At 42.0% G+C, this 24,215-nt stretch carries 20 protein-coding genes; 12 read left to right on the top strand and 8 right to left on the bottom strand.

Annotated features, from left to right (window positions below):
* Positions 1-10 precede the first annotated feature (10 nt).
* A complete protein-coding gene (locus tag WC788_03985) occupies positions 11-787 on the bottom strand; it encodes a glycosyltransferase family protein (GenBank protein ID MFA6096759.1) in 777 nt (258 codons plus the stop codon).
* Between the two features lie 4 nt (positions 788-791).
* Positions 792-1,775, bottom strand: a complete 984-nt coding sequence (locus WC788_03980; protein ID MFA6096758.1) for a Gfo/Idh/MocA family oxidoreductase — start codon at positions 1,773-1,775, stop codon at positions 792-794.
* Between the two features lie 228 nt (positions 1,776-2,003).
* On the opposite strand from WC788_03980, the gene WC788_03975 reads away from it, so the two are divergent.
* From WC788_03975 to WC788_03925, 11 genes are all read left to right on the top strand, one after another.
* A complete protein-coding gene (locus WC788_03975) occupies positions 2,004-4,028 on the top strand; it encodes an alginate lyase family protein (protein ID MFA6096757.1) in 2,025 nt (674 codons plus the stop codon).
* A gap of 5 nt (positions 4,029-4,033) precedes the next feature.
* Positions 4,034-5,887 (top strand): asparagine synthase (glutamine-hydrolyzing), encoded by a 1,854-nt coding sequence (gene asnB, locus WC788_03970; protein MFA6096756.1) that lies wholly within the window; start codon positions 4,034-4,036, stop codon positions 5,885-5,887.
* A 5-nt stretch (positions 5,888-5,892) separates the two neighbouring features.
* The gene (locus WC788_03965) at positions 5,893-7,119 is read left to right on the top strand and encodes a glycosyltransferase family 4 protein (GenBank protein MFA6096755.1); all 1,227 of its coding nucleotides are present in this window, start codon (positions 5,893-5,895) and stop codon (positions 7,117-7,119) included.
* Between the two features lie 7 nt (positions 7,120-7,126).
* Positions 7,127-7,732 (top strand): GNAT family N-acetyltransferase, encoded by a 606-nt coding sequence (locus WC788_03960; protein MFA6096754.1) that lies wholly within the window; start codon positions 7,127-7,129, stop codon positions 7,730-7,732.
* Positions 7,733-7,741: 9 nt separating this feature from the next.
* Positions 7,742-8,677, top strand: coding sequence for an MraY family glycosyltransferase (locus tag WC788_03955; GenBank protein ID MFA6096753.1), 936 nt, complete (start codon positions 7,742-7,744; stop codon positions 8,675-8,677).
* Positions 8,678-8,774: 97 nt separating this feature from the next.
* The gene (locus tag WC788_03950; GenBank protein MFA6096752.1) at positions 8,775-9,908 is read left to right on the top strand and encodes an N-acetyl sugar amidotransferase; all 1,134 of its coding nucleotides are present in this window, start codon (positions 8,775-8,777) and stop codon (positions 9,906-9,908) included.
* Between the two features lie 157 nt (positions 9,909-10,065).
* Positions 10,066-11,133, top strand: a complete 1,068-nt coding sequence (gene neuB / locus WC788_03945; protein MFA6096751.1) for an N-acetylneuraminate synthase — start codon at positions 10,066-10,068, stop codon at positions 11,131-11,133.
* Positions 11,115-12,287: a UDP-N-acetylglucosamine 2-epimerase gene (gene neuC, locus WC788_03940; protein MFA6096750.1), complete on the top strand. Its 1,173-nt coding sequence runs from the start codon at positions 11,115-11,117 to the stop codon at positions 12,285-12,287. Before neuB ends, neuC begins: the two co-directional genes overlap by 19 nt.
* 134 nt (positions 12,288-12,421) lie before the next feature.
* A complete protein-coding gene (locus tag WC788_03935) occupies positions 12,422-13,060 on the top strand; it encodes an acetyltransferase (GenBank protein ID MFA6096749.1) in 639 nt (212 codons plus the stop codon).
* A 27-nt stretch (positions 13,061-13,087) separates the two neighbouring features.
* Positions 13,088-15,088, top strand: coding sequence for a hypothetical protein (locus WC788_03930; protein MFA6096748.1), 2,001 nt, complete (start codon positions 13,088-13,090; stop codon positions 15,086-15,088).
* The gene (locus WC788_03925; protein ID MFA6096747.1) at positions 15,085-16,407 is read left to right on the top strand and encodes a hypothetical protein; all 1,323 of its coding nucleotides are present in this window, start codon (positions 15,085-15,087) and stop codon (positions 16,405-16,407) included. Before WC788_03930 ends, WC788_03925 begins: the two co-directional genes overlap by 4 nt.
* 57 nt (positions 16,408-16,464) lie before the next feature.
* Here WC788_03925 and wecB read toward each other — a convergent pair whose 3' ends face one another.
* From wecB to WC788_03900, 5 genes are all read right to left on the bottom strand, one after another.
* Positions 16,465-17,607, bottom strand: coding sequence for a UDP-N-acetylglucosamine 2-epimerase (non-hydrolyzing) (gene wecB, locus WC788_03920; GenBank protein ID MFA6096746.1), 1,143 nt, complete (start codon positions 17,605-17,607; stop codon positions 16,465-16,467).
* Positions 17,608-17,643: 36 nt separating this feature from the next.
* The gene (gene murJ, locus WC788_03915) at positions 17,644-19,200 is read right to left on the bottom strand and encodes a murein biosynthesis integral membrane protein MurJ (GenBank protein MFA6096745.1); all 1,557 of its coding nucleotides are present in this window, start codon (positions 19,198-19,200) and stop codon (positions 17,644-17,646) included.
* Between the two features lie 70 nt (positions 19,201-19,270).
* Complete coding sequence (locus WC788_03910) at positions 19,271-20,572, bottom strand: nucleotide sugar dehydrogenase (protein ID MFA6096744.1); 1,302 nt, start codon at positions 20,570-20,572, stop codon at positions 19,271-19,273.
* 271 nt (positions 20,573-20,843) lie between these two features.
* Positions 20,844-21,830, bottom strand: coding sequence for a GDP-mannose 4,6-dehydratase (locus WC788_03905; GenBank protein ID MFA6096743.1), 987 nt, complete (start codon positions 21,828-21,830; stop codon positions 20,844-20,846).
* Between the two features lie 111 nt (positions 21,831-21,941).
* Positions 21,942-22,280 (bottom strand): hypothetical protein, encoded by a 339-nt coding sequence (locus tag WC788_03900; protein ID MFA6096742.1) that lies wholly within the window; start codon positions 22,278-22,280, stop codon positions 21,942-21,944.
* Between the two features lie 396 nt (positions 22,281-22,676).
* Between WC788_03900 and WC788_03895 the strand changes: the two genes are divergently transcribed.
* Complete coding sequence (locus tag WC788_03895; GenBank protein MFA6096741.1) at positions 22,677-23,348, top strand: transposase; 672 nt, start codon at positions 22,677-22,679, stop codon at positions 23,346-23,348.
* Positions 23,349-23,536: 188 nt separating this feature from the next.
* On the opposite strand, the gene WC788_03890 is transcribed toward WC788_03895, so the two are convergent.
* Positions 23,537-23,821, bottom strand: coding sequence for a hypothetical protein (locus WC788_03890; GenBank protein MFA6096740.1), 285 nt, complete (start codon positions 23,819-23,821; stop codon positions 23,537-23,539).
* Positions 23,822-24,215 lie beyond the last annotated feature (394 nt).

Genomic DNA, 24,215 nt, shown 5'->3' with positions numbered 1-24,215 from the left:
TGTCTTATTCTTAAACAGATAAATTTACGTTCTTTTTAATCTTCATTTGGGCGGATTTTTTCACCCGTTCATTATAAAGTTCCTCGCAATGTTCATTGATCTTGATTATTTCCTTGTTAACCATGAGCAAATTCATTATCTCCTTGAGAGGAAACACCCTGCCTTTCTCATAAAGCCTTTTGAAGACTTCTTTAAAAAATTCAAAATCTTCCGGATAATCCAAGGTCATCCTGATCTCCGGATGTTTCAGATCCGGATCATCTACTTTCAGATATTGAACATTGAAGATCCCGGTTTTTGTAAAATAATCTCCCCAGATCTCAGTATCGCTTTCATCTTTGATCGCACAAACTTTTCTGAGCGCCTCGACTTTAATACCATAAGAATACGCTCCATGCGGCAATTCCTTGCACATAATGAAATCCGCGTTGGTTTTCCGGTAAAGCTCAATGGTCTTATCGATGTATTCGGGATCCGTGAAAGGGCAATCTCCCGTCAGACTTACAATATGATCAACATTATATTGTTCCGCCGCATTGAGATATCTGTCGAGAACATCGTCTTCGCTTCCTCTGAAAGATTTGATACCGCATTTCTCGGCAACATCCGCCAGAACTTCATCATTCGGGTTGGTCGAGGTGCATAGAACGATGAGATCCGCCAGTTTTGATAATTTCAACCGATCGATCAAATGCTCGATCACCGTTTTTCCTTCAATCTCCAACAAGGCCTTCCTGGGGAGCCGCGTGGACTTCATCCTGACTGTGATAAAAATTGCTGTTGTCATATCGTTATATTTTTTTCAGATTATTTTTTCCGATCTTCTTGGCCGCAAGAGCTACTTCAAGCGCCCTCTTGCCGTCATAAATGGTCACCGCAGGTTTTGCTTTGAAGCCGATACAGCTCAGAAAATGTCTTATTTCCGACATATACATTTCATTCCTGTCATAGTTCTTGAGAATATGCTTTTGGGGTATTTTACTGCCGATCTTTGAGATCTCCAGAGTATCTGTCGCGTAATTCCACTTTATATTCCCGAGTTCCCCGACGATCTCGCATTCGCGGGCCAGGAATCTGTTCAGATAGTCCATATGGATCTGGACCGAAATCCCCGTTTTGAATTTCAAGAATATTTCGGCATAGTCTTCTGTTTCGATCTCAAGATCGCTCAGCTTGCAGACATTCGCATTTATTCCCACCGGATCCCCAAAAAGCCACAGCGCATAATCGATCTCGTGAATAAGATCAAGCACCACTCCGCCGCCCAAGTCCCTTTTCCCGCTATAAGATCTCGAATAGTTCCGTCCGGGGCGCCATTGAGGCAAAAAACTCCCCACCGAAAGCCTCGCAAAATAGATCTTGCCCAGCGTCTTTTTTCCCAGAATTTCTTTTATCTTGATAAGATGCCTGTGGAATCTGAGATTGCAGCCCACGAGTACCGCAAGCTTTTTTTTCTCGATGATCTTTATAAGATTTGCGACGCCCTTGAGATCATGAGAGATCGGCTTTTCGATCAAAAGACCGCATCCTCTTTTCGCGGCTTCGGTCGCATATTTTATATGAAGACTGGTCGGATTTGAGATCACGACGCCGTCCGGTTTTTCATCCAGAGCCTTTGCAAAATCCGAAAAAACCTTCACTCCATGCTCCTTTTCAAATTCCAGAACATTATCGCAAGAGGTGCGAAATACCGAAACTTCGCAACCCTTGATCCTTTTGAAATTTTTCAGGTGTCTCATGCCTATCGAACCGCAGCCCGTAATGAGTATTTTCATAATAATGTCTTAATATCGTAATTATATTCTAAACCTTCCCGGCTAATTATTCAAGTAGATGGCCTCCGATATTTATCACATACCGAGAAAAATTATGGTAGGGATGCCATTTGAAATAATCCCCGAAATAGCGTATGCTGAAAGTATTCTTGACTTAATGATATAAAACAGATTAAGATTTTTGTTGTTGCTGTCATTAATCAGTCTTAGCTCCGTCGCATCGATAATATGAATAAACTGGAAACAATTCAAAATATCTGCAGGGAGATCCGGGAAACCCCGAAAAAATCTTTGATCTATCGCTTTTATTATCAGATGGCGAAGATCTCAGGTCTGTTTTATATTAAATTCAAGATAAGAAATACATTAAATGTCAGACTGAAGGATACCCTCAACATCCAAACGGAAAGTCTTCTGCACTATTTCCGCGGAAGAAACAACTCGAATTTCTTCATTGATCCGAACCGGAAAGACATTCTCCGGAAATTATGGCTTGATAATTTCTCCGGCGAAAAGGAAGACCTTATTCGTCTTGCTGACAACATATGCATGCACAAGATAAGTTCTTTTGACCTGAAAGATTTCAATTGGGGCGATCCGATCAATTGGCACTTGGCGCCGAAAACCGCCAGGGATTGGCCCAAAAAACATTGGTCGGGCATAAACATCTCCGAAGATGGTTTGGGTGATATAAAATATACATGGCATCTGAACAGGCACCGGCATTTTTATGCTTTGGGCAGAGCATATTGGATCACTAACGACGAAAAATATGCCAAGGAGTTCATCTTGCAGTTTTCCGATTGGATCAAAAATAATCCGCCTGGGATCGGAGTGAACTGGACCAGTTCGCTTGAAGTCTCCATCAGGCTTGTGTCATGGATCTGGTCATATTATTTTTTCCTCAACTCCCCCGGATTCAGTGAGGACATTCTGAGATCTCTTGTGAAAAATATTCATTCGGCGGCAGATCATATCGAAAGTAATTTGAATTTTTCGCGATACTGCATTCCCAATGACCACTTCATGGGCGAAGCTTTCGCCCTCTTTCTGGCCGGCACTGTTTTCCCGGAATTCAAGCGATCAGGACGATGGCAGAAGATCGGCCTCAAGATCCTGAATGAAGAAATAGATAAACAGGCCTATGCCGATGGAGTTTATTTCATGCACTCCCCTTTTTATCAGCGCTTCGTAATGGAATTTTATGTCTTATTTTTCGAATTAGCCGATCTGAACAAAATAGAACTTCCTGCCAAAGTGAAGGAAAAGTTTGGAAAAATGCTTGTATTCCTTGCTTCCCTGGCCGATAAGAACGGCGCCGTTCCGGACTTTGGAGAGAATGACGGAAGCAAATTATACGATCTCTCGAATGCTGAGTTTGGTGATTTCAGTCCGCTCATCGAAAGTTCCGCCATGGCATGCTATGGAAAACCTGCACAAGATCAAGCGCTCAGCGAGGACGCTTTTTGGATTTTTGGAGATGAATATCTGGAGAAAAAACAAAAAGGAGATAGCTGCTCCGTTGAAAGAACGGACCGCTTTGACGAAGGGGGATATTTTATCCTCAACGGCGGAAACAGCAGGCTTTTTTTCCGGTGCGGCGCGACCAACAGCTATTCTCACGCTGACATGTTAAGTTTCGTTCTTGATATGGGCCAGAAAAAAATATTTATGGATAATGGAACGTATTTATATAATGGCGGAAAAAAATGGCGGGATTATTTCAAGGGAACCGGAGCGCACAACACCGTAATGATCGATGGTTTGGATCAGATGATAAACCGCAGAAAATTCAAATGGCTCTCGCCCAACCCGGGAAAATTGATCAAATTTGCTAAATCCGATAATGAATATTATATTGAAGGAGAACATTACGGCTATGAGCGTTTGAATGATCCTGTGATCCATAATCGCTCGATCCGATACCGTCAAGATCGCATCGTCATTACGGATAAGTTTAGAGGCTCTGGCCGGCATAAGATCGGATTCTATTTCCATCTTGCGGACTCCGGATTTGAAACTGATCCCAAGACCAAAAAACTCACTTTGAAAACGGATCGTGGCCGGATAGAAATTCAGCCCCAAGACCCGGAACTCATCGAGATCGAGATAAAGACCGGAGATGAAGCCGCTCCGGCAGGCTGGCATTCGCCCTCCTATGGCCTGAAAGTGCCATGCACAACATTAAAATACAGCGTTGAAACCGAAATGCCCTTCAAATCGATATTCAATGTTTCCATAATTCAAAAATAAACCAAATGTGCGGAATCGCAGGAATCTATAAATTCAATAAAGGATCCGTGGATCGAGGTATGATCAAAAAAATGACCGATGCTCTGGCGCATCGCGGCCCGGATGACGAAGGCTCTTATATCAAAGACCATGTCGGACTCGGACACAGGCGGCTTTCGATTATCGACATTTCCCCTCTTGGACATCAGCCCATGAGCGACGAATCAGGAAAGATCTGGATCGTTTTTAACGGCGAGATATATAATTACATCGAGCTTCGCCGGGAACTGCAAAGGGATGGCTTCAGTTTCAGATCCGACTCCGATACGGAAGTGATAATCTGCGCATACAAGAAATGGGGAGAGAAATGCTTTGAAAAATTCAACGGAATGTGGGCTCTTGCGATCTGGGACGAAACACAGAAAAAAGTTATCCTCTGCCGGGATAGATTGGGGATCAAGCCTCTCTATTATTTTCAGAATGCCGATTCTATCTCCTTCGCCTCGGAAATAAAAGCCTTGCTGGCACTCGGCATGAAGCGGCAAGCCAATGATGAGCTTATCTATGATTTCCTGAAATTCGGAATGCTTGACCACACAGATGGAACATTCTTTCTCGGAATAAACAAGGTTCCGCCAGCTCATTATGCCGTCATAACGGAAAATAACCGGCTCATTTTCAGAAGATATTGGGATTTTGAGACGAGCGAAAAAACAGAAGACAAAGAGAAAAGCAAAAGATCTTATGCAAATAATTTCCTTGAGATTTTCAGGGACGCCATAAAAATACGACTGAGAAGCGATGTCCCAGCGGGATCTTGTCTTTCGGGAGGCCTGGATTCTTCTTCGATCGTCTGCGTAATCAATGACTTGCTGAAGATCTCCGGTGTAAAACAGATCAAAGAAAAACAGAAAACTTTTTCTTCCTGTTCAAACGATCTCCGCTTTGATGAAAGAATATTCATCAATGAAGTGCTGAAAAAAACCGGAGCGGAAAGCCACTTCGTCTTTCCCGACCCCAAAGAATTTCTTATTGACTTTGAAAAATTCCTACTGCATCAGGAAGAACCGGTGAGGGGTATAAGCATGTATGCGCAATTCAAAGTATATGAAAGAGCAAGGAAGGAAAATGTCATCGTGCTTCTCGATGGCCAGGGCGCAGATGAGATTTTGGGAGGTTACAGAAAGTTCTATTTCTTTTATCTGAATCTGCTGCTTGGCAGAAAGAAATATCTGAAATTCCTGAAGGAATCCTTTCTCTTGTTTTCCTCTTCTTCGGTCATCAAAACCCTCAACCTCAGATCCGGACTCAGATATTTTTCCATCGGCAGGAAGATAATGAAAATAGAAAATTTGTTCGAGCCCGCTTTCCAAAAAAAACACGCCGACAGAAATTTGCAGATAGGAATGAACGGCGGCTTGGGACGGAGGTTCAAAGAAGACGCAACGAAATGGAGCTTGCCCGTTCTGCTGAGATATGCAGACAGAAATTCAATGGCCCACTCCACCGAGGCCCGCCTACCCTTTTTAGATTATCGCTTGGTTGAAGCGGTATCCGCCATGCCGATGGATGAAAAGATGAGAAATGGCTGGACAAAATATGTCATGCGAAACGCGATGAAAGGGATCCTGCCCGAAAAGATCCGCCTGAGAAAAGACAAGATGGGCTTCACCACTCCCGAAGAAGTGTGGCTGAAATCGTCCTTGAGGGAGGAAGTTGAAAAAACGTTTTTACATTCAAGTTTCTTGCCGAAGTACGTTTTGATCGACAGACTGAATAACAGCTGGGAAAGCTTTCTTGGAGGCAAAAGCATCTACAGTTCTGATGTATTTTTCCGATTTTTTATACTTGAACGCTGGGCAAAGATTTTTAAATTATAGAATCTATGAAAATTCTGATCATTCATCAATATTTTTTGGAGAAAGAGGGCGCGGGGGGCTCGCGATTCAATCAATTTGCGAAATATTGGAGCGAGAGCGGACATGAAGTCACGATAATCGCCGGTACGGTAGATTACGCAACCGGGCAAAAAGACAAAAAATACAGAAATAAATGGATATCAAAAGAAAGAGTCGACGGAAATATTTCCGTATTAAGATGCTATGTTTCAAACTCCTATAACAAAAATTTTATTGGCCGCTTCTGGGCTTATTTCTCCTTTGCGATCTCGTCGACTTGGGCTGCACTTTTTCGCCTGGACAGCAAACCGGATGTTGTCATAGCCACTTCCCCGCCTCTTTTTGTTGCCATTCCCGGATTTTTGATCTCGAGAATACGGCGAATACCGCTGATCTTCGAAATACGCGATCTTTGGCCGAAATTCGCGATCGATCTTGGGATTTTGAAGAACAGAACGATCATCGCTTTCGCCTTATGGCTCGAAAACTTCATCTACAAAAAGGCGGAACTGATCAATGTCCTGACACCGGCATTTAGAGAATACCTTATAAACGATAAGCGTATCTCCCCCGACAAGATCATCTATATTGCCAATGGCGCGGACCTTGACATCTTCTCTCGGGGACCAAAAGATAACTGGGTTAGAGAAAGATTCGGCTGGAAGAATAAATTTGTTGTGCTTTATGTCGGCGCGCATGGAGTCGCCAATGACCTCTGGCAGATAATCGATGTTGCGAAGGAACTGAAAGACAACAGAGCTATCATTTTTGCTCTGGTCGGAGATGGAATGGAAAAAGCTAAACTTGAGCTTTTTGCGAAAAATAACGTGCTTGCAAATATCCAATTTCTCGATCCCGTACCCAAAAAACAGATCGGAGATTATATAAACGCCGCCGACGTCTGCACTGCAACTCTCGATCCGGTCTTCACCACCACATATCCGAACAAGGTCTTTGATTATATGTCTCTGGCAAAACCCATAATTCTGCCGATAGGCGGCGCTGTCAAAAAAATGGTCGCCGACGAAGCAAACGCAGGAATATATGTACAGCCCCGGGATGCGGAAGAATTCAAGAATGCGATTTTGGATCTGTTCATGCATCGCGACAAAATGGAAATTTTGGGCAATAATGGATACAGATTCGTGAAGGAACATTTCGATCGAAAAAAACTGGCTGATAAATATTTAGATAATATAACAAAAATTAAATAATATAGTCATGATCATTCGATTGGCAAATAAGAGTGATGCTTCGCAAATAGCGCATCTTCACAGGATAGAGATCAACCAGGGATTTCTCAGTGATCTTGGAGACAAATTTCTTGCGAAACTCTATGAGGCCATGACAAGCTCTCCTTATGCATTCGTGATCGTCGCCGACGACTCAGATCGTATTATAGGTTTCATTGGCGCGTGCACTGATGTAAAAAGATTTTATAAACACTTCTTAAAAAAGTACTTTTTCCAGTGTCTGATTATTCTCGCACCAAAAATGATCAGCTTTTCTATTTTTAAGAAAATTATTGAGACACTTATATACCCCAAAAAGGAAAATAAATCACAGCTGCCCGAATCGGAGCTTTTCGCTGTTGCCGTCGAGAAGAAGTCTCAGGGACAGGGTTTGGTACAAAATATCTTCAAAGCCTTTATACTTGAAATGAGAAACCGTAACATTAATGAATTCAAGGTAGTTGTCGGAGAAAACTTGCCTAGGGCAATAGGATTTTATGAAAAAATGGGCTTTAAATTCCATTCCTTGATCCATATTCACGAAAAGAAGCCCTCGAGAATCTATATCTATACCATAAATCACGCTAATAATTAAACTGACAAAATGCTCTATTTCATCCTGCTACCCCTTGCGATTTCCGTTTTCCTGATGCCGCTTCTCAAAAGGATCAGTCTCAGATACCGCTTGTATGACGAGCCCGGGCAGGACAGGCTCAAGATCCATCCCAAACCGATTTCATATTTGGGAGGTGTTGGTATGTTTGTTTCATTCAGCTTCACGATCGCCATTAGCATCATCTTGAATGGAATAGCACTGTCCTACGGATCGGGAATCTTGCTTGCCGGGGCTATCATAATAATCCTGGGAATTATGGACGATTGGAAATGGAAGAAAGGAGAGTCCAGGCCGCTTTTGAAATTGCTGTGGCAGATGCTATCGACCCTTGCTGTTATCTTGATATTGATAAAGGTCGGAGTTCCATTTAATTTTTCGGTCAATCCGATCCTGGGCGCTATCATTGCATCTTTCTATATCGTCGGCGCCATGAACGCGATGAATATGGAAGACGGCATGGACGGCTTAGCCGGAGGGATCTCGATCATTTCACTTATTGGGTTCGTGGTCATATCCACAACAGCGCAAAACTCTGTTGTCACGCTGCTTTCCATCGTTCTCATGGGATCAATACTGGGTTTTCTGATATATAATTGGCATCCCGCAACCATTTTCATGGGTGACAATGGCAGTCATTTTCTTGGTTTTTCACTTGCCATGCTTGCCGTACTTCTAAGTTCCGATCCCCTCATCCACCCGGGCAGATTTTTCGGTCCGTTGCTTATCATCGGCTTGCCGATCATCGATACCGCCTTTGCCATCACAAGAAGAGCGATCAACAAAAAACCCATCTTTATGGGAGACCGCAGCCATTTGTATGATATTGTCCATAAACACGGATTCGGGATCCCGGCCACGGTATTGATTTGTTGCGTCACTCAGACTATAATAGTCTTAGGAGGTATATTAATCTTTAATTTATAATTTTCGATAATTCCCCCTGACACTGAAGTCAGAGCTCGAAATACCTCGAAAGATATTTTGCATTGACGCAAATATCATGGAATTTTTTAACAAACATATGGCAAAAAAAATACAATACTGCAAAAAGTGCGTCATGCCCGACACAAGACCGGGCATAAAGTTCGATACTGACGGAGTCTGTTTTCCGTGCAAGCATTACGAGAACCGCGTTAACGTCGATTGGAAAAAACGGTGGCAAGAACTTGAAAGATTGGCGGATAAATATCGCGGTTGCAACGGCGATTACTATGACTGCATAAACACAGTTAGCGCAGGGAAGGACAGCTACTTCCAAACTCATATCTTAAAGGAAAAACTGGGGCTCAATCCGCTGTTAGTTTCCGTAAATAACACCACTTGGACGGAAACCGGAAAACACAACTGGCAGAATATGCTGAAAGAATTCGGCGTCGATGCCCACCAGATAACACTGAATCCGCAAGTATGCAAAAAAATGTTTAAAATGGCGCTTGAGGAATTGGGTTCACCGACGTGGTATTTTGACAGAGCGATCTATGCTTATCCCATCCAGATCGCAGTAAAGCTGGGCATACCTCTCTTGATGTATGGAGAAAATACCAACTATGAATACGGCGGAGCATTAGGAGATAAAGAAAATTACAGCGCCCTCGGCCAGATCAACAACGATGTTGTCAAACCCATAGACTGGAGCTTTTGGTTGAAGAAAGATCCGACCCTCTCTATGAAAGATTTCAATCCGTGCATCTATCCGTCCGCAGACGACATTAAAAAAGCGGAATTGGAACCGATCTTCCTCAGCTATTTCACCCCATGGAGCGGATATAAGAATATGGAGTTTTCCAGAACTCGCGGCTTTAAAACCCTGGACGATACGGGCGAATGGAAGCGCGAGGGATATATTGACCAGTATGATCAGATAGATACGATCGGATATCTCACTCATACATGGTTCAAATTCCCGAAATTCGGCCATCAAAGAGTTACCGAAGTGGCGAGCCTTTGGATAAGAGAAGGAAGACTGACAAGAGAAGAGGCCGTAAAATTGGTGAATGATGAAGATTATAAGCTGGATAAGAAAATGCTTGCTGATTTTCTTGAAGGAGTAGGATGCAGTGAAAAAGATTTCTGGGAAATCGTTGACAAGTTCGCCAACAAGGATATCGTCGAAAAAAAAGGCGGCACATGGAGACTCAAAGAACCCTGTAGATAACATGCAACTATAAAGACTGGAATTTGCCAGACTGGCAGCGGGATCTTTTCCCGCTGCTTTATGATCATGGTCCAATAACACATCCCTTGTATTGCATACATACAAGATCTGCAATAATTGACAAAAGTGCACTATCTAACCTAAAATATCATTATATATGGACCACAAACAAATGACCAAAAAGATCAGATTAGAAAACAAATTTATCGGTATGGACTACCCTTGCTTCATTATTGCCGAGGCGGGAGTAAATCATAATGGAAACGTAAAAATTGCCAAAAAACTCATAGATGAAGCAAAAAAGGCGGGTGCCGACGCTATAAAATTTCAAACCTTCAGGACCGAAGACCTGGTTACCCGAAATACAAGGATGGCTCGATATCAGAAAAAAAACCTTGGCACCCAAGAGAACAGCCAATTTGAAATGCTTAAACGCTTGGAATTAAGCCATGAGAATTTCATGGATCTCAAAGATCACTGTAGAAAAAGAAGAACTATTTTTTTATCTACGGCTCACTCGGAAAACGAAATAGATTTCCTGGACACGATCGTAGGCGCACATAAGATCGCCTCCGGAGACCTCACAAATATTCCATTCCTCCAAAAAATAGCAAAGACCCTCAAGCCGATGATCCTGTCGACCGGAATGGGAACGATGAAGGAGATCAGGGAAGCCATAGATTCGATCAAGCAAGCGGGTAATGATAAGATCGCAGTTTTGCATTGTACCACCAATTATCCCTGCCCGCTTAATGAAGTGAATCTCAGGGCAATGCTCTCGATACAGGAAGAGACCGGCCTGATAGTCGGCTACTCCGATCACACGGAGGGAATAAACACTTCAGTTTTGGCTGCAGCAATGGGCGCGAAAATAATCGAGAAACATTTTACATTGGACAAAGGCATGCGCGGTCCCGACCATAAAGCTTCAATTGAGACGGAGGAACTCGCAAGGATGGTTATCGCGATAAGGGAAACCGAAATGATCCTTGGAAACGGTATCAAGACGCCGACAAGATCGGAGAAGGTAATAAGCGCAGCTGCGAGAAAAAGCGTTATCGCAAAAGTAAACATCCCCAAAGGAAAAATGATCACCGCGAAAATGCTTATCATAAAAAGACCCGGCACGGGCATCAGGCCCGGAAAAATTCATGAAGTTATAGGAAAAATAGCCAGAAGAAACATTATCGCCGATAATTTAATTAAATGGAATCAAATCCGATGAAATCCAGAACAAAAAAAAGAAAAATTCTTTATATATCAGGCTCTCGGGCGGATTTCGGACTTATGAAGCAGACCCTGCGCAACATAAAAGACCACCCGAAACTGACACTTGAAATAGCGGCAACCGGAATGCATCTCATGGACGAATTCGGAAGAACCGTCAGTGAGATCAGAAATGACGGATTCAAGGTCCGGGAGATCAAAGCAACCTACGACAATAATAATAAGGGATCAATGACGGATTTTATCGGAACATTTATGTTGAAAATATCAAAAACAATAGCGTCTTCCAAGCCGGATATCATTCTACTATTGGGGGACAGGGCTGAAATGCTCGGAGCGGCGATAGCGGGCGCATACCTGGCCATACCGGTAGCGCATATACACGGCGGTGACATAAGTTCAACTGCAGACGATACTGTACGCCATGCAATAACCAAGCTTTCCCATATCCATTTTCCGGCAACCAAAAGATCAGCCGAACGAATAACGGGGATGGGCGAAAGAAAAAACAGGATATTCATTACGGGCGCTCCCGGGCTTGATGACATTTTCAGCGGCAGCTATACATCGCCGATCGACATTTCCCGAAAGTACAATCTGGATCTGTCCAAACCCGTTCTCGTTGTCATTCAGCACCCTGTCACGAATGAAATTGAAATGTCCGCAAGACAGATGAGCGAAACCATGGAGAGCATAAAGGAACTGGGCCAACAAAGCATTGTCATATACCCTAATGCCGATGCGGGCAGCAGGCCCATGATAAAGGTCATCGAAAAATATAGAAAATACCAGAATATTCGGATCTTCAGGAATATTCCGCGTCAAGATTACATAGGCTTGATGAAGGTCGCGAGCGCGCTGATCGGTAACTCAAGTAGCGGAATAATTGAATCTGCGTCATTCCGTCTCCCGGCAATCAACATCGGCTCAAGGCAGAATGGAAGAGAAAGGTATCAGAATGTGACGGATGTCTTACATAATAAAAAGCAGATCACAGCTTCGATTCGAAAAGCTCTATTTGATAAAACTTTTCTACAGAAAATAAAAAGGTGCAGGAATCCTTATGGAAACGGAAAAGCCGGCATAAAGATCGCAGATGTTCTTAGCAGAATAGAAATGGACAAGGATTTTTTACAAAAATCATCTCTATAATATTTTTTGGTCTTCAAACGGACCATAGGGCAAATGGATTATCAAAGCGGAATTTCTATGATAAAATAACAATTGCATGTGATCGCAAGCGCATCCTTGCTGGATAAATATCGTTCAATCGTAAATGAATATATATGCACAAATTAATAATATACGGGGCCGGAGGCCATGGCAAAGTTATCGCGAATGCGGTGCTTAATGACACAGGAGTGGAACTGGTTGGTTTTGTCGACCAAAATATCAGTTTGACCGGGAAAACGATCTGCGGCCATAAAGTCCTTGGACTGCCGGGTATGCTTCCCGAATTTAAAAAACAAGGCATTGATCTCTGCATTATCGCTATAGGCGACAATAAGATCCGGATGGAGCTGGCAGCGCGAGTGGAACATTTAGGCTTCAAATTATATACCGCCATCCACCCCAGGGCGATCATTGCACCAAGCGCAAAGATCGGAAAAGGCACTGCAGTCCTGGCCGGAGCGCTCATCAATCCCGATGCAATAATTGGAAATAATGTCATAATCAACACGGGCGCCATCATTGAACATGATAATGTCATAAAAGATAATGTCCATATCGCGCCGGGAGCAATGCTTGCAGGCGAGGTTGAAGTCGGCAAACTGAGCTTTGTCGGCATGGGCGCAAAAGTCAAAGAATGCCAAAAAATAGGCGCGGGATGCGTTATCGGAATGGGTGCCGTAGTGATCGACGATATACCCGACAACTCTTTGGCCGTCGGAATACCAGCAAAGACCATAAAGCATCTGAGCTGATTTTTTCTATTTATATATTACTGAGATATGAACCTGAAAATTATATTGGTCAGCCCGCGACAGATAGATTGGGCAAAAAATATCGATAAAAAGTTCCTGAAAAACTATGGGACCATCGAGATCATCCCAATGAGTGAAAAAGTAAAGATCGGCCAAAATGACATTGATTTTTTCAAAGATATGGGGATCATGGCCGGACCATACCGGAATTTCGGCATTGAGCAGTCGATCCGCCAGGAGCTGTCCCCTATTCCGGTGAACATAATAAGACACTATTTGTCCAAAGCGTGCAGTAATGATGAGGTCAAAAAATATATAACTTTTTGCGGCGTTAACATGCTTGCAGCCACAGCAAACGACATGTATGAAAGTTATTATTGGGACATGCTGTTGTTCACGCAAAGACTGTCGCATTTGATCTCCCAAGAAAAGCCGCTGGAAATTCTTATTTATGGCCCAAGCTCTTCCGCCTTTTTCACCCCGGAAAGACCGGACGTTACCCTCCTGTTCGACAACGAATTCCTATACGCGCCTCTGGCAAAAGACGTCTGCAGCAGGCTCAACATAAAGTTTACCGTTATTCCCCGGCCGATTTTTTTGTTTTCACCGTTTAAAATGATGGCCAGAAACTTCCTGTTTTCTTTGGTAAAATTTTCAAAGATCCTGGGAAGGCATCTTCTGGCGAGGTTGCCGATCTACAGAAAAACAGTGATAAAATCTGACAATAAAAATATTGTGGCCGTTATAGTACGAGCCGATCCGGAATATTACGCCGTAAAACCGCTGATCACTGAAATGGCAAAAGATCCATCAATCAGAACTGTGATCTTGCAGGGCGATATGCTTCTTCAGCCGCAATCGTGGAAGACCCTGAGAAATTACGGGGAAGAATTCATATCGCTATACTCTCTGACTTCTTTTTGGGATTGTATCAAATGTTTTGCAGATAGTTTTATCCGCCAGTTGAAATTCAAATTGATCCTGAAAAAAATTGACCTTGGAGAATTCAATCCCGGCCGATCCGACAAGGAGAAATTGTGCGGCGATCTTCTTGATAAAGGTTACGTCATCAAGGAAGTATTCGGAGGATTGAGCGGTGTGTGGCCTGAAACCATGATCTTTATCAAAGAACTGGATAAGTTCATCGCCAAAACCAAGCCAAAGGCCATTATCAGTATGGGAATGATAGATCACTGGGTGGCAGTTACAAGCATGCTTTCGAACCGGTATTCGATTCCCACTGTATCGATCCAGACCACCGCCATGGAAACTCATGCTCTGCCATCGCCGATCTATGCCAACAGATTCCTTGTATATGGAGAAGATATGAGAAATGGACTGATCAAAAATGGAGCTGATCCGGAAAAGATATCAGCAACGGGCGCACCCAAATATGATAACTATGGAAAATATTCACAAGAGGCAAAGCAACAGATCCGTGCAAAAACCAGATCGAAGCTCGGCATACCCGATAGCGCAAGGATCCTTCTGGTAACCACCCAAGCGACGGATTTCACATCGAAACCATTGAATGACGAATTGATAAGTCTGGCAATCGACTTCGCCGGATCTAATCCCGATATTTACGTTATAGTCAAATTACATCCGCGCGATCCCCTTGAAGACTATGTCGCCTGGCAGGATACCATAAAAAAAGACCGAATAAATGCGCAAATTATCCAGAAAATTGATGTCATAGACCTGATGCTGATCTCCGAAACGCTTCTAAGCCGGTGTTCAACGACAATACTCGACGCTCTGACTCTTGGCGTACTGCCTATCGTACTTCTCGATTCTTATGCGCTGAGCTGGGTAGCGGAACTTGATTATATGAGAACCGATGCAACCATGAAAGTAAACACGAAAAAGGAACTATTAGACGCCTTCAATAAAGCATTCTTCGATGATCCCTTCCAAAAAGATTATATGCATAAACGCGATATTTTCATAAATGAATCAATTGGGAAAATTGACGGACACGCGGCAGAAAGAATGATCGAAGTCATTAAATCACAAATAAAAGCATGAGAACAATAGAAAAATTAATAATTCTCATCCTGATCGTATCGGCTTTTTCATCTCATATTTTGGGAAGTGTTTTAGCAATTACAAATGCGGATCTGGGCATCCAATGGCTCTTTTCCAGAGTAAATGCGATGATCGCAGGAATCCTCCTGGCACTCGCCGTCATGACGGCAATTTTACATCTGAATAAGAATCAAAAAACGCCAAGCGACGCAGGATACAATGCATCACAACTTATACGACCGCTTGAATTTAATATTCTTGATCTTCTGGTGATCTTTTTCTTCTTCGGTATCGGAAGTTTTGCATTTATTGTCGGATTTATTCGCGGCAATTCATTGTCTTATGCGATCGGCGACGCCTATATCTATCTTTCCTTCGGCCTGACATACTTCCTATCCGCTTTCTTTGTCAGTAAACAGGGTATCTTCAAAATAATTGATTTTATTGTCTATTTCATCTTTATATTCATAATGATCCCCGAAACGATCTACAAGTTCAGCCAATACTTCAGCACTTCTACTTTCGGCGCAAGCGGTTTATTTTACTATCTCCTGCCCTTCATATATTTTTTCTGCAGATACGAGTCGGAAAATTCAAAGAAGATGCTTTATAGGCTGACCGTCAGCGCGATCACGACCATCTTCACGCTTTATAGAACGCTCGCATTCGGAATGATCGCAGTTGTCGCACTGTCTCCCATATTGGGAAAGCGATTAAAAAGATCTTACTTTAAATTTATGGGGATTATTCTTTTCTTGCTGAGCATACTGCTTACGCTGCATTTCGCACAGATCCTGCCCATCATGGGACGATACGACCTTACTTATTACTACAACAGCTTATTTAATCCCGAATGGTCCGACAAAAGAGACGCCAGGGTAACTGAAACAGTAAGCGCCCTAAACACAATGAGTAATGATGATTTGAGCTATTTTTGGGGTATGGGACATGGTGCGATCGCAGACATGACCAACGATGAGGGCTATGAGGCAGTTTATCAATTTGACGATAGCGGCGGATCGCTGGAAGAAGGCAAAGTACATTCGATACATTTTACACCTGCGTCCGTGTTTTTCCGTACCGGATTGATCGGACTTGCCGGCTTTGTTTCATTTTTGGTTTTCGCGCTGATATTTCTCTATGAAAGATATTCCGGATCCGGACATGAAGAGAACAGGCTTTATTCCAAGATCGTATTGCTTATTTTTGTCGTATCGATCATATATTCATTCAGCCGCTATGGCATCATGAATGATCTTGTGCTGGCCGCTTTCCTGGGCCTTATCAGAAATCCCAATTTTACCAGCCGCAATCCATAGATACCACGAATCACTCTTTTTTTAAAAGAGTGGTTCATTAGCAACAATAATATTGTCTTAATAATGCTTATTGATAATTGCAATAATTCTTCTAGCGGTTTTACCATCCCAATATTTAGGGATTTTGTTTTTTTTAGCCCTACCCGCCAATATATTTTTAACTTCTCTCGTGATTTTACCGGAATTCCGCCCTACCAAAATGTTCGTCCCGACATCTATGGTAACCGGCCGTTCGGTATTCGTGCGGAGAGTAAGACAGGGAATCCCCAAAACCGTTGTTTCCTCCTGTATCCCTCCCGAGTCCGTCATTACGAATTTGCTATTGGCTATCAAATTCAAATTATCAAGATAACCGAGGGGTTCTGTAATTATCAGATTATTTGTTTTTATCTTTAAACCACTTCTTCGGATCTGGTCTATTGTCCTGGGATGAGCGGGAAAGATAATGGGTATTATTTGCGATATTCTTTCGAATACGCTGAAAAGTTTTTTAATTTTTTCCTCATCGTCCACATTGCTTGGCCGATGCAAAGTTAGCAATGCATATTCTCTCGGTCGTAAGCCAAATTTTTTTAATATCTGAGAATTTTGATCCTTGATCGAAGACTTATGCTTCAGCAGCGTGTCGATCATTACGTTCCCGACATAAAATATTTTCTTCCTTGAAATGCCCTCATTCAGCAGATTTTTAATTGCAGAAGGTTCCGTAACAAACAAATAGTCTGCGATCTGATCGGTTAATACCCTGTTGATCTCCTCCGGCATATTCCGGTCAAAGCTCCTGAGCCCCGCCTCGATATGACCCACTTTAATATTCATCTTGGCCGCCACCAGTGATGCGGCCAGCGTTGAGTTGACATCACCTACCACCAAGACCAGATCCGGATCCTCTTTCAGGCATACCTTCTCAAATTCGATCATTATCTTTCCCGTCTGCAAACCATGCGATCCCGATCCGATACCCAGATTATAATCAGGCTTTGGTATTTCCAGCTCCTTAAAAATAGCTCCGGACATCTTATAATCATAATGCTGTCCGGTATGAACTATTTTACAGGTAATATTACGTCGACGACCTGAGTTCCTTGAGCTATTATTGATCTCCTCTATGATTGGCGCAATTTTAATGAAATTCGGCCTTGCACCCACCACGCAAATGATCTTCATGGCGTCGTGTTTGTGTCTAGCTTTTATTTTCATATATTCTTTCTAAAGTTATTATACAAAAGCCGCATTTTATCTGCGATTCAGCGTCCTTGCGGCATATTCCGCCAATATTCCATAGCCTTCAAGTTTCAAAACCCGGCTCAATGCCAAATAAAATACAAGCGAAACAGATATTATAATGACAAATCTGAAAAAAAGCATATCGGCATCGATATCCGGAAGCAAGAACGATCTCAATGGCATGATCAGCGCGCCAACAAGCGCCGACGCCAGTGTTATTCTGAGCAATTCACGGACCATTATCCCGATGAAATCTTTTTTAAAACATCTCCTAAGCGGAGAAAATCGATATAGGGCTAATCCTATAATCGAGCTAATGGCAGTGGCCAATGCAATGCCAGCAACGCCCATGATCCTGGAAAGGATCAGGTTTCCAGTTATATTCACTGCAACACATACAAAGCCGATGATTAACGGCACTTTGGTATTTTTCAGGGAATACAACAGATACACCATAAAATAATTCGTTGCATAGGCAAACAGTCCGATCGAATAGTACGAAACGGAAAGCGCAGTCAGCCTCGTCTCTTCTGCAGTGAAAGCTCCTCGCTCGAATAGGATCTTAACTATCGGTTCCGGCATTACGATCAAGATCATGGAAACTGGGATCAACATATACCAAGAAAGCACCAGCGCTTTTTTCAGCACTGCAAGATAGCTCTCGTCATTGTTTATGGTTAAAGAAGAGAACGTAGGATAAACAGCCGTGATCAGCGGCATCGCCAAAAGATTTAATGGTATTCCGTATACCCTCTGCGCAAAATTCAATATTGCGATCGAGCCTTCTTTGAGGAATGATCCTGCCACCTTATCTGCGATCTGGTTTAATATGATAATGCTGCTGGATAACATCAGCGGCAACACCAGCCATGAGAACCTTCGGATCTCATTCCAATCTATGCTCTTATATGAAAATGATCTGAATAATTTGTCTTTGTGCCAAAGTACTCCGAAAAGAACAAAAAAGCTTGATATGGAATAAACAAGCTGGCCTATTGTCCAGCTGTTAATCCCGAAATACGGCGTGAATATTATTATCGACAACACTATTACGCCATTGCCCACAACCGCAACAGCTGCTGGAAATAAAAAGTTTTTCTGAGCGCTATAGATGCCCGTAAAAAAACCGATAAAAACCATCGCAAAACCCATGGGCACAAGATAACGCGTTATTTCTGCTGCCAGATCCAGATTGTTTCCTTCAAATCCGGGAGCTACTATCTTTACAAAAAATGGGGCAAAAACAAAAATAGCCAGAGAGATCAACAGGAACAAACCGGCAGAAAGATAGAACATCTGGTTTACAAAACTCTTCGCCGCACCCGGATCTTTTTCATTCTTTTCAACATAGAAAGGAACCAGCAAGGTGTTCAGCCCATTGGCAATAACTCCGGTCAGCATGGCAGGAATGATCATAGCGACCAAAAACGCGTCTGTCTCTCCGCTGGCACCGAAATTTTTTGCGATCAGAACTTCGCGTAAATATCCTATAACATTGCTTAATATACTGATAACTGTTATCAGGATCGTTGCCTCAGCCAGCCCCTGCTTTTTGTGTATCAGCAAATTTTTTATATGAACGACAAAAGACTTCGCCTTTGAACTAAACATAATTAATATTATTTATTTCCTTTTTTCAATATTTCCAATAAACATTTTCGTGCGTCCGTTTTTTTATTGCATTTCGCGTATCGACAACTATCTTGGATTTTTTTGCTATTTCGTCATAGTCGAATCCCGAATGATCCGTAAGGATCAACACCAGATCGTAACTCTTTAATTTTTCCGCATTATAGCTTACTGATTTCAATGTCTCATTTTTAATCTTGAATTCCTTTGCGTATGGATCAAAATATTCGACAACAGCGCCTTTTTTCACCAGATCCATGATCACATCATATGCGGCAGATTCTCTTGCGTCTTCAATATCTTTTTTATATGTCACTCCCCAAATCAATATTTTCGAACCATTAACTGATTTTTTTTGCTTATTAAGAACCGAGATCACTTTTGTTACCACGAAATGCGGCATCTGTTCATTGATCTCTCCTGCAAGTTCGATGAAACGGAGCCAGAAGTTATATTCTCTCGCTTTCCATGATAAATAGAACGGATCAAGCGGTATGCAATGCCCGCCGATCTTCGGGGACGGATAGAACGCCGTGAATCCATAGGGTTTCGTCTTGGCAGCCTCGATAACCTCCCAGATATCGATCCCCATTTTCCCGCAAAGAAGCGACAGCTCGTTTATCATTGAAATATTAATAAGCCTGAAAGTGTTTTCGAGTATCTTGGTCATTTCAGCAGCCTCCGCGGAACTGAGCGGCATGACACTTGCATCTATGAAACCCTCATAGAGCGCCTTTGCAAGCTTTGTGCACTCCTTTGTGATCCCTCCGACCACGCGCGGGATATTTTTTGACTTATATTTTTCATTTCCCGGATCGATCCTTTCGGGGCAAAATGCGAGAAAGAAATCCTTTCCGACTTTGAGACCCGTTTTCTCCAAAATAGGAAGAACAACCTCTCGGGTTGTTCCGGGATAGGTGCTGCTCTCCAGGATCACAAGCTGGCCCTTTTTCAAATGCTTTGCGATCTCTTCAGACGATGATCTTATATATGAAACATCCGGGATCTTGTTCTTGTCCAAGGGCGTTGGAACACAGATCAAAATCGCGTCCGCGTCTTTCAGTGCCGAGAAATCACTGTAAGCTTTGAAATTACCGGCTTTCATAACAGCTTTCAATTCCTTGCTCGTGATATCCGTAATATATGTTTTCCCGCTATTTACACTTTTGACTTTCTCTTTGTTCACATCTATTCCGCAGACCCTAAATCCGGCTCTTGCCAATTCAACTGCCGTTGGAAGCCCGACATACCCAAGACCGATAACCGCTACGCATGCTTTTTTTCGCTTGATCAGATCTTTCGAATTCATAAAATATAATTAACCTTTATGTAAATTTACTGATGAATTTTATCATGAAAAAACGCATTCTGCAATAAATAGTATTTTGTATATAGTATTAAGTATTAAGCTTGATACAATAACAGGTCCTCTCATTTATGACTTACATCATGCATTTCATTCAGCCATTTAGTCATTTGAGGTTGATTAGAAATTCAAAATTAGAAATTAGAATATTTTTATGTTATTAGCAATCCAACAATTTGCATTATACTACATACCAAATACTATATACGAGATACTAGATACTTTTCCCATTTCCCAGCCTCTTCAGGTCCGCATCGACCATCATTTGCACCAGCTCTTCAAATTTCACCTTTGGGAACCATCCAAGAACCTTCCGAGCCTTATCCGATTTTCCCTTAAGTTCAAAAAGTTCCGCAGGACGCTTGAACCGCGGATCCAGCTTCACATATTTCTTCCAATCATTGATCCCGACGCGCTCGAACGCGATATCCAAAAAGTCCTTTATCGAATGGGTTTCCCCGGTTGAAATGAGATAGTTGTCCGGCTTTTCCTGTTGGAGCATAAGCCACATCGCCTCGACATAGTCCCCTGCAAAACCCCAATCACGCTTGCTTTCAAGATTGCCAAGCCTGATCTCATCAGTCAGCCCCAGTTTGATCCTCGCAACTCCGTCCGTGATCTTCCTCGTCACAAATTCCTTCCCTCGGATCGGAGACTCATGATTAAAAAGGATCCCGCTGGCACAGAACATCCCATAGCTTTCCTTGAAATTAACCGTCATCCAATGAGCATAAAGCTTTGAGATAGCATAGGGGCTTCTGGGATGAAATGGCGTCTCTTCGGTCTGAATTCCGTTCTCACTGGCATTTCCAAACATTTCGCTTGTGGATGCCTGATAGAACCTGGTCATGGGCGAAAAATACCGTATAGCGTTCAAAATAAAAAGGACTCCCATTGCATTCACCTCTGTTGTAAGTTTCGCCTGATCCCACGAAGCGCCCACAAACGACTGTGCGGCAAGGTTATAGACCTCATCGGGAGCAATGTTCTTTATAACATTCAAAAGCGACGCCTCATCGGTCATATCAGCCGAAACATATTCGATCTTATCTGCAATGCCAAGATATTCGAGATTTTCGAAATTCGGATTCGTATATCGCCTGATCAGCCCATAAACCTTGTAATCCTTCTCCAATAATAGTTTTGCGAGATAACCTCCATCCTGGCCCAATATTCCCGTAATAAGCGCTGTTTTTGTCATGTATTTGATTATTTTAGCTTAATCACATAGCCTTATCATAACACAACGTATCTATTCGTAAAGACCACAAAACCGAGGCGAACCTCGGTTTCTTCTAATACAAATAATCTGCTATTTCAGCATATCATCGGGCGCGTCATAGAATATAATCTGTCCTAATAGCAACAAATAGACAAAAAATATGGCGATATATTCAGGCAATTCCACAATCGGTCCATATTTCTCTTTTAGCCCAAACACTTCTCTTATAAAGTGGATCAGTGAATATCCCGACAGAAATATAATTGCAAAAAGCGTCGTCTTCACATATGCGATAAGCTTCTTATTTTCATTTTTTGAGTGTTTCCTGAGCGTTTTTGCGATATAGACCACCATTACGAACCCCAGCATTGAATTCGTGAATGCAAAAACGTACTCAATAAACACCATTTGGCTTATAGCTTCCCCCATAGCTTTGTTATAAAATTCTTTACGTTTTTATTATATCACAAATACGATCTGAGTCCTAATAGTATAAAGTATATAGTATTTTGTATTTAGTATAGATAATTTCTAATTCTTTATTTAGAGAGCGTGACAATCCCTTAATCCAGACCATAAACATAAAATTGTGGAGTTTACACTGTGTAAACTCGGAGAATCGTCCCATCCCATAATCAACTATATAGCACATATCGAGATCTGCCCTCGGGAATAGCAAAGCCCCCAAATTAACGGAGGGGGTTTTGTGTGTGCGGCGATCGCTTTCCGCCCAAGGCGGACAACTTAGTACGATCACGCACTGCCAATTTACATTACCTTCATGAAAAAGTTTTCTAAAACTTCGTTTTAGGATATAATATAACCATGAGAAAAACAATATTCGCCAATGGCGAGCATTATCATGTATTCAATCGAGGTGTAGATAAGCGTGACATTTTTTCAGACACGCAAGATTATGATAGATTTTTATTATCTATGAAGTTGTTGAATTACACAAATGATGGACTAATGATCGAATGGCGCGACTATATAAAAAGCAATCCTACATCTAGTCTCGATGCATTCCTAAAACTTCGTTTTAGGAATGGCGCTCCGCTTATCGAAATAGTTGCTTATTGCCTTAATCCAAATCATTATCATTTCATTCTAAAGCAGGTTTCGGACAGAGGCATTGAAAAGTTTCTTCATAAAATAGGTATCAGCCATACCAAATATTATAATGACAAACACAAGAGGAGCGGATCCTTATTTCAAGGTGTTTTTAAATCCGCGCACATAGATTCCAATGAATATCTGTTATATCTTTCAGCTTACGTAAACAAAAATAATTATATTCATGGATACAGCGACGATGACAATTGGGAATATTCCAGCTTGCCAAATTATATTGGAAAAAGAAGTGACAACTTGGTCACTAAGAATATAATACTGGATCATTTTAAAAGCATCGAGGACTATGACGCTTTTTTGAATGAAAATGCAGAATATTTCAAAGACAAAAAGGAGTTGCGGAAATATACAATTGAAGAAGATTAGTCTTCCTAAAACTTCGTTTTAGGAAGGATCAAAACCCTTTATAGCGGTTTTTTTTGTTTGTCTTTGGTCTTTTCCTAAAACTTCGTTTTAGGAGATTGAGGGGTAGGCATTGGGAACGACAAAACCCCCGAATTAACGGGGGTTTTGTGTGTGCGGCGATTATTTTTAGTATAATCCCGGACTGCCGATTATTTGGGTAACTTTGAAGTATTTATCAGATCTATTTTCTCCAGTCTTTCAACTCGTTTCTCAAGAGCAACCAATTCAAAACGATATGCAACATTATCCAGCCTCATTTTTATATCTTCATGATCCCGCATATTGATATTTTCCAGGTTATCCAACTTCATTTCCACCTTCTCCAGTTCATTGTCTATCTTATCAATTCTGCTATCCATATGCTCAAATCCTTTGCCAATCATCAACGCCAATTCTTCAGTTGTTGTCCCCTTGTTACTCTTTTTTTTGTTCATTTGATTTATGATATATTTGATATATACACATAATATCAAAAGATGAGATCATCGTCAAACGGTAAATTCTCCGTTATGATACCCTGGATCATTTTAAAAGCATCGAGGACTATGACGCTTTTTTGAATGAAAATGCAGAATATTTCAAAGACAAAAAGGAGTTGCGGAAATATACAATTGAAGAAGATTAGTCTTCCTAAAACTTCGTTTTAGGAAGGATCAAAACCCTTTATAGCGGTTTTTTTTGTTTGTCTTTGGTCTTTTCCTAAAACTTCGTTTTAGGAGATTGAGGGGTAGGCATTGGGAACGACAAAACCCCCGAATTAACGGGGGTTTTGTGTGTACAGCGATTATTTTTAGTATAATCCCGGACTACCGATTTTGAGAGCTATCG

The organism is Candidatus Paceibacterota bacterium (genome assembly GCA_041661265.1).
In the GTDB taxonomy this organism is placed as follows: Bacteria; Patescibacteriota; Minisyncoccia; order JAHIHE01; family JAGLIN01; genus JBAZUT01.
This window is presented reverse-complemented; position numbering and strand designations above follow the sequence as displayed.